Raw genomic sequence first — 14504 nt, 5'->3', positions numbered from 1 at the left:
GACGGGTACCCCCTGGAGAACACAATCTGGAGGCGCAATAGAAAACCCAACCGTAATGCGATGGGATTACGATCGGGTGCAAACGTTGGAGATCTGCCTCTTGTAACTATCGACTGGTTCGCAGGGGCAATACTTGGCCAATCGGGCCACCCCTTGCTCCTCCAGCGGAAGCTGGCGACCTAACCGGCGATTTCAGCGATTTCAACGCGAGTGTACTGCTGGCGGTGGCCATTTCGGCGTTGGTAGTTCTTACGGCGGTGGAACTTCTCGATGTAAATCTTGTCACCCATCTCAACACCGATGACTTTGGCGGTAACTTTAGCACCGTCAATTGCAGGCGATCCAAGCTTGAGTCCTTCATCGCCACCAATAGCGAGGACTTGCGAGAACTCCAGAGTGTCTCCAGTGGCGACATCCTTACGGAGGTCAATATCTACTCGCTGGCCAGCCGTTACTTTGTACTGGCGACCGCCGTCAACAATTATGGCGTACATATCAGTTTCCGAACTCGTCAAAATGTCTCAAAATGCAATAGGTTTCCCAGCGTCGTGCCGGAGAGAATCGGGTAAAATACCCGACATTGAGCCAAACGTCGAGCCCTAAAGTTGGTCCAAGATCAATATTTGAAGCTAGCAATATTTTATTGCTGGCCGTCATATCCGTTCCCACATCGGGACCAATTAGGGCGGAAGTGCGATCCTAAGCAATGAATCGCCTTGACCCCTGCTCTGTCGGCCTTACAGTGGTGGCCTTGAATACAGTGGTGACCTTACTGTTGGACAGGTTCGCTTCCATTTCCGCAACCCCATTGATAGAGCTGCATCTCGGTGCCTGAAAATAGACCAATTCGACGCGCGTTGATCAGTGTTAGTGACAAGATGGGCCTCGTCGATTTTGCGGCTGGCTTAGTAGCTTGTGGAGTTGAAATCTACTCCACCGGCGGCACGCGACGCCACCTTTCGGATCATAACATCGACTCGATCGATGTGGCGGAATACACCGGTTTTCCGGAAATGATGGATGGTCGCGTGAAGACGCTCCACCCCAAGATCTTCGGTGGCATTCTCGGCCGGCGTGACAACCTGGAAGATCTGAATTCAATGCAGGACGAGAATATCGTCGGCTTTGAGCTCGTGGTCGTAAACCTCTATCCCTTCGCCGCCACGATTGCCCGCAAGGGGGTCACGCGTGAAGAGGCGATTGAACAAATCGATATTGGCGGGCCGAGCTTGATTCGGGCGGCTGCCAAGAATCACCAGTGGGTCACCGTGGCGACCCGCCCCGAGCAGTACAGCGCGATCCTGTCGAGCATCGAGTCGGACAAGGCGACCACCTTGGCCCTGCGTCGCAAAATGGCTGAAGAAGCGTTTGCGATGACGTGCAGCTATGACCTGGCCATCTCTGAGTACTTTAGGGCCGAGTCGGGCAGCAATGAATTCCCATCGGATCTGACCGTTCAACTCGAACGCAAAACACAGCTGAGGTATGGCGAGAATCCGCACCAGAAGGCAGCCGTCTATCGCATTCCTCGCGATTCCGGAGCGAGCGTTGTCAACGCACGCCAGGTGCATGGTAAGGAACTTTCCTACAACAACTTGTTGGACCTGGACAGCGCGCTTTCCATTGCCAAGAGCTTTACGCAGCCCGCCGCCGTGGTCATCAAGCACAATAATCCCTGTGGCGCAGCGACCTCCACAAAACTCGCCTTGGCAGCCAGCAAAGCACTCGATGGAGATCCCGTCAGTGCCTTTGGTAGCGTGCTCAGCTTCAATCGTACACTGGACGTTGAAACGGCCGAACTACTCGTCGAACCCAACCGCTTCATTGAAGCGATCATCGCCCCTGACTTCGAAGCCGGCGCCGTGGGTATTCTGACGACTCGTCCCAAATGGAAAGACAATGTTCGGCTGATGCAAGTCGGGCACCTGCTTCCGCTCGCCCCCGAACGCACCATTCGCTTTTTGGCCGGCGGTGCCCTAGTCCAAGAAGCAGATACCTTGCCAGCCTTCCAAAGCCAGTGGAGGACGGTGACAGACGCGCCAGTGGAAGATTCGCTGTGGGACGACCTCCTGTTTGCCTGGGAAATGGTGCGACATGTGAAGAGCAATGCCATCGTGCTGGGACGGGACACCTCCTTGATCGGCGTTGGGGCAGGACAAATGAGTCGTGTCGATAGCGTTGAAATCGCAATTCGCAAGGCTGGGGATCGCGCCGCCGGAAGCGTACTCGCCTCGGATGCATTTTTCCCGTTCCCCGATTCCATTCACGCCGCGGCCGAAGCGGGCGTGGCGGCAATCATTCAACCGGGTGGTTCGCGTCGGGATGATGAATCCATAGCCGCTTGCAACGAGCATGGCATCTCCATGGTCTTTACCGGAGTGCGACACTTCAAACACTAGCTTCTAGCCCCTAAGCAGCCTCTGTTTGTTGCTCCCCACTCATGCGCCGCGCCTTGATTCCACGGAAAGCCCCCCGATGGCAGAAATTCTGCAAAAGATCGTAGCATCCAAGAAAAAAGAAGTCGAAGCAGCCATTCGCGCTCGCCCCCTGCGCGATCTCATGAAAGCGGCTGATGCAGCGCAACCGGCTCGTGACTTTCTAGCACCACTGCAAGGAGGTCCCCCTATTCGCTTGATCGCAGAAGTCAAAAAAGCGAGCCCCTCCAAAGGTGTCATTCGCCAAGATTTCGATCCTGTGGCAATTGCCCAAGCCTACGAAGAGGCAGGCGCGTCCTGCCTCAGCGTACTGACCGATCAGGAGTATTTCCAAGGCTCTCTGGATTACCTTTCGGCGGTTTCCCAAGCTGTCCAAATCCCGGTCCTGCGCAAGGACTTTATCGTCCACCCCTACCAGATCTTCGAAGCCCGCGTGGCGGGTGCCGATGCAATTCTGCTGATCGCCGAATGCCTCAACCGCCAAGAATTGCGAGGCCTCTACCAACTCACCCGAGAATTGGGAATGTTTGCGTTGGTGGAATTCTACTTGCCAGCGAACCTCGACAACGTACTTAACACGGGCACCGACATCGTCGGCGTGAATAACCGAGACCTCAACACATTCAAGGTTGACCTGCAGCACACGCTCGCCATGCGAAAGCAGGTTCCCGACGACAAAATTCTAGTCGGTGAAAGTGGCATTACCTGCTACGAGGATGCGAAACTCCTGCAGGACAAAGGGGTCCAAGCCATGCTGGTCGGCGAGTCCCTGATGCGGCAGCCAAACATTGCGTCGGCAACGCGAGCACTCTTAGGAAAATCCTAACGATCCACCTTGTCCATTCGGCGCTATCTAACGCCGAAGCGACGTTCTTGGTAGATTCTCAGCCCGTTGAGCCCGTGGTAGAGCGCTCCGCAGTCCATCTCCGTTGCCGAGGTAGCTTCCAGCAAGCTGCACAGACGATTCACGGAAACCTCGACCCAGGGAGCGGCCAATTCCTGCTCCGTCGGTAGCGCCAGGGCGAGGAATTCAATGACATGCCCCGCGCTGGCCAATTCGGCGGTTGCATCCAGCGTACCGCCGGGCCGTTCGAAGTAGTAGCTGGAGAGCCTGCCATCGGCGCCTCGGTTTAGCCGGGCATCCTCGATGCAGCCATCCACCATTGCCCTCGCACGCTGCCAAACTGCCGTATCCGGCAGGCCCAGATTCTCCTTAGCACGCAATGCCCGAACAATCCCAGCCAAGCGGTGCGTTCCGCCGCAAGCGGTGCTTTCGAGACCTTGCCGCACTTCATGATCGACCAATTGCTCCCAGGAAACAGTCTGCCCAGTTGAGATCTTCCATTGGGGTTCTTGCGGCAGGTAGTGAGTCAGCGCGATCAGAGTCCAACCATACTCGGCCAACAGCCCCTGAGTCGCGTCATATTGAGCCTGCCGAACCCAGGACTCCAGAGAGTACTGCTGACTGCCTAGTTGAATAGGAGTCTCCAGCGGCAGGTCTGCCATCGCACAGATGGCAATCCATTGGTCGACATGCCCCTGCCCGATATAGCTCCCCGGCTCTAATCGAGCCTGCAAGCCGGGCTGGCCAGTCGCCGGCAAGCTGGCCACTCCAGGATACATTTCCAATCCATGAATCTGCCCTCCCGTGAAGGCGTACTCGACGGCTGAGACCTCACCGCGATCGGGCGTCTGCAGCAACAAGTCGCTGCCATAGCAGGCGACGCCGTGCATGATTTGCCAAGCAGCGTTTTCATTCGCACTCAGTGTTCTGGCGGTGCGACCAGTCTCCAAGACACGCGCAATGCGTCCCCGCAGCTCCTCAGCGGGTTGCTCCGCTAGCTCGGCCTCGAGTTCGGCCCATGCGACTAGCCGCTCCTTGGTAGATGCGACTGGTCCGGGCGCACACGCCAGCAAAGTCAACGCGAAGGGGGTTAGTACGAGGAGAAAGCGACTCATGGAATACAAGACTCGTCACAAGAAGGGATAGGGCGCAGGAAGCAAAGCTCAGGTATTGAAAATGCGATCACCAGCATCGCCCAGCCCTGGCACGATGAAATTGTCGGTATTCAATTCCGGATCGATGGCGGCGACAAACAGCTTGACCTGCGGAAACGCGCTCTGCAGCCGCTCGATTCCAGGCCGCGCGGCAATCAGACTCAGCACCCGCACATCCTGGCAACCCCAACGATGCAAAGCTTCGATAGCAGATAGTATACTTCCCCCAGTAGCCAACATCGGATCAATCACAAATCCTACGTCGCAAGGATTCCCGGGGGGCAACTTTGAATAGTACTCAACGGGCTGAGCCGTCGCCTCATCACGGTACATCCCCAAGTGCCAGATCTCCGCATCCGGTAGCAAATCCAGTAGTGGATCGACCATCCCCAATCCGGCTCGCAAAATCGGCACAATTCCTATCCGCTGGGCAAGCGCGGAACCACCGGTCGGCTGGATGGGAGTGGTGACGCTGCGATCGTTGAGTGACAGGTCACCGGTGGCAGATACCGCCAACAAGGTAGAAAGACGCCGGACACAGTCTCGAAAGAGAGCCGGCCGAGTCGCCTGATCTCGCAAAATGGTTAGGTGATGCGCGATGAGTGGATGATGGACTTCGCAGACATTGGACATAATCTCATCAACCAACCAGCCAAGTGCGGTTAGAACCCTTAAAGCGGATGGGGAGGGATTCGAACCCCCGGTACCTTGCGGTACAGCGGTTTTCAAGACCGCCGCATTAGACCACTCTGCCACCCATCCGATATTTTAATTGGCGCAATAAAAGAATTTGCGCAGTCCATTAGAGTTCAGATTTTAGTCAGCGGCTACCGTTTCCGCGACCCCGTCTGAGCCTCACCCAGCCAATTCCTGAAAAAGGTCGATTTCTAAAAATGGCGGGAAAGCCCAACCAGCCTAAGATTGAGCCCCAGCAGGCCGAGTAGGCGATTTAGGCACTTTTTCCGTCCTCGCAGTGAAATCGCCCCTGCACTTCTCACGGACTGCGGATTCCAATGCACATGTTTCCAATGCGCATTTAATGCGAACGCTGGTGATGCTCCCCGAATCGCGTGACAGCAGTAGCGAATCCAGCCTTACCCATTTGGCGGACTCCCAGATCCACCAGCCGTTATGCAGTGAATTGCTATAGTGTTTTACCCCATCCACCGTGGCCAGAGTGACCACTCGCCCTGCAAGGAACAGTGGGGCTATAATATTGCCATTTCCACTTGCGCCACCAATTATGTCGGACACATTCCTACCCATCGCGCAGAAATTCGGAACTGCCGACGCAACCGCCGCAGCCCACCATGTGGCAGGACTCGCGGCGTTGGGATTGCCGTCGGACCTCTTCGACTTCCTTCTTCACCAACTCGAACAACAGCTTCCAAGTCTGGCCGATCCCGAGCGAGTCTTGGTCAACCTTTGTCGTTTTTTGGAGGGAGCCCGATCTCCCCAATCTTGGGCCGCGTTGTTTGAACGTGAGCCCGATGCGCTGGAAACATTGCTCGCCTTGTTCTCCACCAGCCAATACATGGCGGAACGATTGGTAGCCGATTCAGAGGCCTTCGATCTCTTGAGGATGACCGCGGGACGCCCCGTCGATGTTCAAATCCTCAAAGATGAAATTGCTGCGGAAATTGACGTCGCCGGGGACTCGCGGAGCATAATGCGCGCCCTTCGCGATTTCCGACATCGGGAAACGCTGCGAATCGCTTACGGCGATTTCATCACTCAACAGCCGGTAGAAAAAGTGACGCAACAAATCTCCGAGTTGTGCGACGCTATTCTTCAAGCTGCATTGTTGGGTGCTCTCCGCGAGCAGTCCCAGCGCTCCCCCCGGCCACTCCACCAGGACGGTTCCCCCGTAGAATTTGCGATCATCGCCCTCGGAAAACTGGGAGGAGCGGAGCTCAATTACTCCAGTGATATCGATCTAGTTTTCGTCTACAACACCCCGCGGCAACCGATCCAACGTGGGCGCGAAGCAGAGCAGCTGGCTGCGATTGACGACTATTTCCAACGTTTGTGCCAATTGCTGGTGCGCTATTTGAGCGAATCGACCTCCCGCGGTGTTGCCTATCGCGTCGACATGCGCCTTCGCCCTCACGGCACGCAAGGTGCCTTGGTCATGGACCTTGCAGACACTCTCAACTACTACGACTCGCTCGGCCGCACCTGGGAGCGTCAGGCGTTCTTGAAAGCCCGAGTGGTGGCCGGCGACTTCGAGCTGGGAGAAGCCCTGCTCTCGCAGCTTCAACCTTGGATCTACCGCCGTTACCTCATGAGCGCCGACATTGCCGGCATCGCTGCACTGAAACGCAGGATTGAACATCGCGCACGGTCGCAGGGCGTCGAACTGCTCAATGTAAAACTGGGCTTCGGGGGAATTCGTGACATTGAATACGTTGTGCAATTTTTGCAATTGCTGCATGGCGGTGATGAACCTCGTGTGCGGTGCAACAACACGCTTGAAGCGTTGCGTAAGCTGGAAGTTGCCGGTTGCATCACCGGCGAGGAGGGTAGCCTGCTGGCTGAAAACTATTGCTACCTACGACAGCTCGAGCACTACCTTCAAATCATGTACGATCGGCAGACTCATACTTTACCTAGTGATCCTAAGGAACTGGAAAACTTTGTCCGGCGCCTAAGGCTCACCGATCGCAGCGACGATCGCCGGCGGCAAGACGACATTAGACGCGAGGAATCTCCGACAGAGGCTGCTGCCAACCGGCCTGCCCCTGGTGATCAAGCAGCCCGCTCAACCTCGCTCGACGCATCCTCCCTCTCAGAGCAAGTCAGCGACTTCCATTCGCAATTGGCCAAGCGTACCGAGCAAAATCGCAAAATCCTAGAGCATTTGTTGCATGAGGCTTTCGATGAGGAATCTTCCGCAACCCCCGAAACCGATTTGATTCTCGATCCCTCGCCGACACCCGAGGCGATCGATAGTGTGCTGGGCAAGTATGGGTTCAAAGATACGCAAGCCGCCTACCGTCACCTCCAAGACTTGGCGGTCGAGTCCATCAAATTTCTCTCGACGCGCCGTTGTCGGCATTTCCTCGCCGCGATCGCGCCCAAGCTACTTGCTAGCATCGCCACGACCCCAAGTCCCGATTCGACGCTGATTAGCCTAGCCAACGTCAGCGAGTCGATCGGCGGCAAAGCGGTGCTGTGGGAGCTATTTAGCTCCAACACCGCCACCATGGACCTATGCGTGCGCGTTTGTGCAGGCAGCGTCTACCTCAGCAGCATCCTCACTGGAAATCCAGGCATGATCGACGAATTGCTTGATTCGTTGATGCTCAATTCACTGCTCGATCGCGACGCCCTGGCGAACCAGCTGGATGATTTATGCCGCGGAGCCAATGATATCGGTCCCATTCTGCAGAGCTTCAAGAACTCCATGCACCTTCGCGTTGGAGTGCGTAACATTCTGGGCAAAGACACCATTTCTGAAACCCATGCAGCCCTCTCAGATATTGCAGAAGCCTGCTTAGAGAAAGTCATCCAACACGAGTTTCACCGCTTGGTGAGGCAGCTCGGCGTGCCTGTTCGCAGCTACCCGACGGCGACTCCCCCTGCCTCAATACCGGAACGTTCACCAGCGGTACCCACTGCAGCAAATCCTCAGCTGGAATCCTTGCCCGATGACGCAGCCTCAGGACGAATCGATCTTCCCGCTCCCCAGCAGACGATGGCCCACGAAGGGGCTGAGGCTGCAGAATTGGTAGTACTCGCGGTAGGAAAGCTGGGTGGACGTGAGCCCAATTACCATAGCGATATTGATCTGATCTTCCTGTTTGACGGCGAGGGTTACACTCGCAGCCTCGTACCCGACCGACGGTTCTCCCCCACCACCAATCGCCATTTCTTCAATCAACTGGGGCAGCGAGTTATCCAGTCCGTGACCCGCGTTGGCCCTGGGGGAAAACTTTACGATGTCGACGTTCGCTTGAGGCCGCTGGGACGTAGCGGTGAATTAGCCATCACGATCAATGACTTACGTCGCTATTTTGCGAACCAGAGCGGGCAAATTTGGGAAAGACAAGCTCTCTGCAAAGCACGTCCCATTTGGGGCAGTCAGGGAGCTCAAGCAGCGGCGATGGAGTGTGTGCGCGAGATCCTCCAACAAGTGGACGATCCGAGCGTCGCTGCCAGCGAGATCTATCAGCATCGCTACCAATTGCAACAAGGTGCTGGCGACTGCAATCTGAAACGAGGCGTCGGGGGTACCATGGATATCGAATTTGATGTTCAATTCCTTCAGCTAGCCAACGCCAAGACTGCTCCACAGTGCTTGGTCCCCGGCACACTCTTGGCAATCGAGCAATTGCAGGCCATCGGTGCATTGGACGAATCCACGGCATCCAGCATGATTTCGGACTATGAATTCTTGCGACAGATAGAATCGGGAATCCGACTGATGAACATGTCTGCGCGACATGAATTGCCCAAAACGAGCGAAGAATTGGACCGCCTAGCCTTCCTTCTGTCGACTTTACATGTCCAACAGTCGACACGGCAGGAACAGGAGGCAGAGCCCTCCACCGCACTCACTGGCGCCCAGATGGCGGATGGATGTATCAGCAGAATGGCTGCAGTTCGCACGCGTTTCGAACGCCACTTTGCCAACTACTTGCCGCAAGAGGAAGCCGATCCCGCCCCATCAGAATGAACGCTGAAGCTCTTCGATGGTGCGGCCTCCTAGGCAGTGTTCAGTAAACTTCAATGCTCTTGATCGAAGCCGAACCAAACTGCTTCGCCGCGTCGAGACACGTCCGGCAGGGCGCAATGATTTGCTCCGGAGAAAATGCTCTACCAGGACAGGACTTCGTGGAGATTCCAACATGAAACTTGGCCGGGACCGGGACTCTTGCAAGTGTCCCAGCGGTCGAATCCAATCGCTTGCCCGTTAAAATTTCCATCAACCCTTGCCGAAGCATCGCGGTGCATTCACTGCGTTCGATATCCAAAAGACACAGAATCAACTCGCCTTCGGTACTGCGAAATAGTTTAGGCTGAATCACGCTGGGGTGATCTACCACCCACCGCGCGAGCCTCTGCTGCCAAATAGCCAGTCCATTTTCTAAAAGTCGACAAGCGTCGCACTGGTCCGCTGCATTCTCCGGAGTCACCACGATCGAGGCTAGGGAGATCGACCGATCTTCGTTGTGGCACAGTGCAATCTGCCGCTGGATGACACTGACAAAAATGGGATCATTGTGCGAACGAATTTCGGAGATGATGAGCTTGGGATCTGGCCTGCTGGGTGCAGACATTGAATCCGCACGCCGCCCGTCCAGCGGCCCGTCCAGCTCTTCTGCATTCAGATCTGCGAGCTCCTTGAGCGTAGCGATCGTATTCTGCACATGGGCAATCACTTCAGGCGTTCCAATCGGGGGATCGACGGCAATTACCGGCTCTTCCGAACTTCCACCATCCACACAACTCAGATGCGATGCACGCGTCGGTTGCGTGGAGCCTTCATCGGATACGACCGTCCCCGAATCAATTCGCACCCCTTTCTCTTGCTCATCCCGAAGGAGGCCGGCTTGCACTTGCTCATCCCGAGGGAGGCCGTCTTCGCCTGCCGGATCCGTTTGTTCCTCTGCCGCGTCTTCGCTGGAGGATTCCACCTCGCCGCCAGCAATCCCTGCCGGCTGAGAGGAACCGCCCATTTCACCAGCCGCCTTATGGAGGATAGCGTCGATTCGCTCCCAGTGCTCGACCACTAACTCCCACTGCACATCGACATCAATCCAGGATCGTGGCAGGACCATCTCAGGAAGTCCCTCGACGAGATCGTTGGCGATGCGCCATAACACGGACAATTTGGCCCATTCTGGCGTAAAGTCCGAATAATCCTTGGGATCAGCACTCAGCAACAGTAATTTTGTTTCGCTACTAATTTCGCTCCCATCGGGATCAAAATTTTGCCATGCAGCCAAAGTCAGTTGCGTCAGGGTACTCAGATCAATTTGGAGCTGCTCTTCCAAAACTTCCTCTGGCGAGTGATTCAATCGTTCGCAGCGTTCCAAAACCGAGGTGAGATCGGCACCGAATTCAAGGCTCAAACCTCCTACGACCCATGCCTCTGATAGGCGAAAACGACTTTGCTCCATGCATTCGGTTAGACTGCTCGCCGAAAGCCCGCGGTAAATTGGCAGTAGACAGCTGAGGATCAGTCGCGACTTGAAGGCGCGGTCCTGCGCCAAATCCTGCGAGTCGAGTATTTCCAGAGTTTGGGCAAACCACTCCGACGCAGACTCCACTTCTCTCTTCTGCCACTTGGAGGCTAGGGATTGGAGGGGAGTAAAAATCTCATCGAGCACTTGCTGCAGCTCCGACGGAGGCCTGGAAGCCGCCGGTACGGAACGGGGCGCTGCAAGCCATTTGAGCGGCGCAGTGGGCAACTGCGGAGCGAATAGAAGCCGCGAAGCCAACGCTGCTTCGGGTAACAGTGGCTGAGATGCCGAATCTACCGATTGCATGAGCTATTCCACATGGGCAAATCTGGAGGGTCTGGGCACGTCGTCAAGAATTTGCAGAGAACACGAGTACTCTACAAATTCGCCGAACCCCAAAGTCAGGCAGTAACGGAGCACTAACCCCCAAAAATAGCTTACACTTTTACCCTGCTCTGCCAGATTCATGGGTTAAGTAGAAAAAAGGGCGGATGCCAATCACCCCAACGGCGTTCGCACGCTCGGAGAACTATTACTAGACGCACGCCCATCTTGCGAGGCACATAAAATTGAACGCTTTTGCTGTCATCTTAGCTGCCGCCGGTAAAAGCAGCCGCTTTGCTTCTCCCGACCAGAAGAAGGTGTTCACGAACGTCGATTCCCAGCCCATGTGGATGCATGCGGCTCATGCCTTCGCCAAGCGTGCCGATGTCGCACAATTGATACTGGTGATTGCGGCAGAGGACCAAGACATGTTCCAGCAGCAGCAAGCTGCCATGGCCGCAAGACTCGGTGTGCAGGTTGTCCTTGGAGGCGCACAACGTGCCGACAGCGTGCTGAAAGGACTCGCCGCCGTCCGGGCCGACATTCCCTTTGTGGCAATCCACGATGCCGCCCGTCCCTGCGTGCTGGACTCCTCGATCGACCGAGTCTTTGCTGCCGCAGAAGCCAGCGATGCAGCCATCTTAGCCATTCCCTGTAGCTCGACGCTCAAACGCGCCGATGCACGCGGATGCATCGTAGAAACCGTTCCTCGCGACCAACTCTGGCTCGCGCAAACACCTCAGGTCTTTCGCCGAACGGTGCTAGAAGGGGCCTATGCCGAACACTCCAATCCGAGTTTGGCAACCGATGACGCATCGATCTTGGAAGCCACCGGATACCCCGTTACCATTGTGGAAGATAGCCCGCAGAATATCAAAGTCACTACGCAGGCAGATCTCCTCTTCGTTGAATTCACACTCCAAAGTCGCACGAGCTGACCGCTTACTCAGCGATCTTCTCCCGATTGCGTCGCAGCTGCCCACAGGCAGCATCGATACCATCCCCTTTGCGTTGGCGAAACATCACGTTGATTCCTCCGTCCACCAGATAGTTGCGGAACGCGTGAATCGCCTCTCCGGACGGCGTCGCGTAAGGCAGACCAGCGACAGGATTGTACGGGATTACGTTGAGCATGCTGATGCGGCCCCGCAGCAATTGGACCAACTGTTGAGCGCATTCCAGCGAGTCGTTAATGCCATCCAGTAACACGTACTCGAACGTCAACCTGCGTCCGGTGGCCTCAAAATAGCGATCGGATGCAGCCAGGATATCGTCTATGCCGATCTTGGCATTCACCGGAACCAAGCGGTCACGCAAGGCATTGTTCGGGGCATGCAAGCTAATGGCTAAATGAAAGGGAGTTGAGTACTTGGCCAATCGGTCAATGGAAGCCGGTAGTCCCACCGTACTGATCGTAATGCGGCGTGGACTAATCCCCAGCCCTTTAGCATCCTTGGCGACCTCCAATGCTCCTAGGACCGAGTCAAGATTCGCGAGTGGCTCTCCCATGCCCATCATCACAATGTGGCTCAATCTCTCTTGCTCGGGCAGCAAGCGTTGCAGCCGCAACATCTGCTCCAAGATCTCTCCGCGGGACAAATTGCGATCGACGCCATCCAGACCGCTGGCACAGAAGACGCAGCCCATCGCACAGCCCACTTGGCTGCTAACGCAAATAGACCTGCGGCCCTCCTCACGCAGCAACACGCATTCGATTTTCCCACCATCGGAGAGCTTCAAAAGCAGCTTTTCGGTTCCATCGTCCGCAGTCTGGTGGGCGTCGACGGAAGCCGTCCACAGACGAAACGAGCTCTCAAGCTCCGTCCGCAACTTCTTAGGCAAATCGCTCATCGAATCAAACGATTCCGCCCGCCTTGTTAACAGCCACCCTTGGATTTGGTCGGTGCGAAACCCGGGATAACCGCGCTCGGTCAACCAGCTCTTCAGCTCCGAGGTTTGGAGATCGAGGATGTGAGGGCGCGCGTCGCTATTGCAGATTGGTGTTTTCATTCACCTAGTTTGGTCGCAATTCGAGCTTCTTGGAAGTGCCGACACTCAGCAACTGGCTGAGAAGGGTATTTAGGCCACGATTCTTCGACCAAACCATACTGACAGAGCAAAAAAACGGAGCCACTTCCACTAGTGATCAACCGCCGGTACTTGCAGCCAAGACAGCGGCTACCCTGTAACACCACCGGGAGGGGTATGTCTGCCATCCGGTCGCCTTCCTAAAAAGGGATACTTAATGAAAACCCTCGCTCCACACAAGGCTGAGGCCCCTGCTGCCAACGTCGCTCTCGATCTCCGTCCGCTGTCCGAGCACCTTGCTGTCAGCGCGCCCCCCATACAGTGGCCAACCGCAGACAACAAGCGACCGCATTGGTCGCTCTGTTGGGCGGCATTACGCTTCCATCTACTTTGGGACACCCACGCAAAATCTCCCGGGGCGTCCCTGTTGGCGTCCAGGAAATAGGCGGCAATCTCCCTCCGGCCAATCCCGTACCGGCGGACTGCTCCAGTCAATGGTTGACCTGCGCGTGGATCAGCCCCCTCTTTGGGCTTCATCGTCACGACCAACAGTCCGTTGGCAAGGCGAAGGAACAGATGTTCGGAAACGATATCATAGTATTTGACGCTGCGACCGTAAGCGACCATCGTCTGCTCCACACGCTCCACGAATCGAACGAAACGTTCACCATTCCTATTGTCCACCAGAGAAATCGATAGCTTTATTCCGCTCTTACGGACGTAAAGCCCAACAATTTCGTGAAAGGATTTCTCTCTTAAGGGAGCCCCCGCCACCAAGGTCGAGTCTTCAGTAAATATAAATTGCCAGGATTACGGCATCGATCGTCGCGAGGAGAACCGCGGCCCTGTTTCTCGACAGCACAACCAAGAGACCGACGGCTAATATGAGCACTACCGATACTGTGCCCGCGGCAAATTGAGAGAGCCAGCGCCGTGAAATTTCACCGGGCGACCAAGTCAGCCACTCACCACCCAAATATGACAATTCTCTGGCTGCTGTCATCAACAACAGAACCGAAAGCAGCATCGCCGGAAGCAGGTAGACCAACCACAGCAAGACTAACCACCAACGCACTTTCCGAGGACGGACTTGAGCGCTGGATTTCGGAGTATCGTAGGGGTTCAATTTTGGAAGCCGCTCAATAGCTTAGGATCTGCGAAATGAAACTCCAGCCGTACAGCAGCGGTTGCAAGTGGGTGACCGACGCGAATCCGGATGCAACCCTATGTGCTATGACGGCAAGGTGCTCTGACGGCAAGCCACGCCCCCCCTCCTAGGCGTACCAGCAAAACAGAAAGTCCGCGACGACGACAGGGATCGCGTTTGGCGCGTATTGGGCCTATGCAAGAACTCGCAATCCGCTCGTTCCTCATAGCCGCCACCTTCCGTTGAATTGCTCACACCGCTTCCAAGATTAACGGTTTCGCAATTTGGATGCAAGAAGTGCACTTCGCCTTACAGCAACGAGATATACAGCCGCCAGTGCGTGCCGATGCGCCCGGCAACTAGGACACCGACAACTAGGACACC

10 protein-coding genes and 1 tRNA gene are annotated in these 14504 nt (G+C 55.9%); 4 read left to right on the top strand and 7 right to left on the bottom strand.

The window, feature by feature from the left end; translation table 11 throughout:
* Positions 1-179: 179 nt before the first annotated feature.
* Entirely contained in the window at positions 180-494 is a 315-nt protein-coding gene (gene rplU, locus Q31a_RS09990; RefSeq protein ID WP_145077131.1) for a 50S ribosomal protein L21, read from the bottom strand.
* 333 nt (positions 495-827) lie between these two features.
* Here rplU and purH point away from each other — a divergent pair, with 333 nt between their 5' ends.
* Together purH and trpC are read left to right on the top strand one after the other, a co-directional pair.
* On the top strand, positions 828-2399 hold the full coding sequence (gene purH, locus Q31a_RS09985; RefSeq protein ID WP_145077129.1) for a bifunctional phosphoribosylaminoimidazolecarboxamide formyltransferase/IMP cyclohydrolase: 1572 nt from the start codon (positions 828-830) through the stop codon (positions 2397-2399).
* Positions 2400-2475: 76 nt separating this feature from the next.
* Positions 2476-3261: an indole-3-glycerol phosphate synthase TrpC gene (gene trpC, locus Q31a_RS09980; protein ID WP_145077127.1), complete on the top strand. Its 786-nt coding sequence runs from the start codon at positions 2476-2478 to the stop codon at positions 3259-3261.
* A 23-nt stretch (positions 3262-3284) separates the two neighbouring features.
* Here trpC and Q31a_RS09975 read toward each other — a convergent pair whose 3' ends face one another.
* From Q31a_RS09975 to Q31a_RS09965, 3 genes are all read right to left on the bottom strand, one after another.
* Entirely contained in the window at positions 3285-4394 is a 1110-nt protein-coding gene (locus Q31a_RS09975; protein ID WP_145077125.1) for an ADP-ribosylation factor-directed GTPase activating protein isoform b, read from the bottom strand.
* Between the two features lie 48 nt (positions 4395-4442).
* Complete coding sequence (upp, locus tag Q31a_RS09970) at positions 4443-5066, bottom strand: uracil phosphoribosyltransferase (RefSeq protein ID WP_145077123.1); 624 nt, start codon at positions 5064-5066, stop codon at positions 4443-4445.
* Positions 5067-5110: 44 nt separating this feature from the next.
* Positions 5111-5195 (bottom strand) — tRNA-Ser (locus Q31a_RS09965).
* Between the two features lie 454 nt (positions 5196-5649).
* On the opposite strand from Q31a_RS09965, the gene Q31a_RS09960 reads away from it, so the two are divergent.
* Positions 5650-9111, top strand: coding sequence for a [protein-PII] uridylyltransferase family protein (locus Q31a_RS09960; protein ID WP_145077121.1), 3462 nt, complete (start codon positions 5650-5652; stop codon positions 9109-9111).
* Positions 9112-9151: 40 nt separating this feature from the next.
* On the opposite strand, the gene Q31a_RS09955 is transcribed toward Q31a_RS09960, so the two are convergent.
* On the bottom strand, positions 9152-10927 hold the full coding sequence (locus Q31a_RS09955) for a hypothetical protein (protein ID WP_145077119.1): 1776 nt from the start codon (positions 10925-10927) through the stop codon (positions 9152-9154).
* 263 nt (positions 10928-11190) lie between these two features.
* Here Q31a_RS09955 and ispD point away from each other — a divergent pair, with 263 nt between their 5' ends.
* Positions 11191-11883 (top strand): 2-C-methyl-D-erythritol 4-phosphate cytidylyltransferase, encoded by a 693-nt coding sequence (gene ispD / locus Q31a_RS09950; RefSeq protein WP_197356590.1) that lies wholly within the window; start codon positions 11191-11193, stop codon positions 11881-11883.
* 4 nt (positions 11884-11887) lie between these two features.
* Here the strand turns inward: ispD and rlmN are convergent, their stop codons facing one another.
* Positions 11888-12955, bottom strand: a complete 1068-nt coding sequence (gene rlmN, locus Q31a_RS09945) for a 23S rRNA (adenine(2503)-C(2))-methyltransferase RlmN (RefSeq protein ID WP_145077115.1) — start codon at positions 12953-12955, stop codon at positions 11888-11890.
* An 805-nt stretch (positions 12956-13760) separates the two neighbouring features.
* A complete protein-coding gene (locus Q31a_RS09935; RefSeq protein WP_145077111.1) occupies positions 13761-14048 on the bottom strand; it encodes a hypothetical protein in 288 nt (95 codons plus the stop codon).
* Between the last annotated feature and the right edge of the window lie 456 nt (positions 14049-14504).

It is taken from the genome of Aureliella helgolandensis (genome assembly GCF_007752135.1).
GTDB lineage: Bacteria > Planctomycetota > Planctomycetia > Pirellulales > Pirellulaceae > Aureliella > Aureliella helgolandensis.
This window is presented reverse-complemented; position numbering and strand designations above follow the sequence as displayed.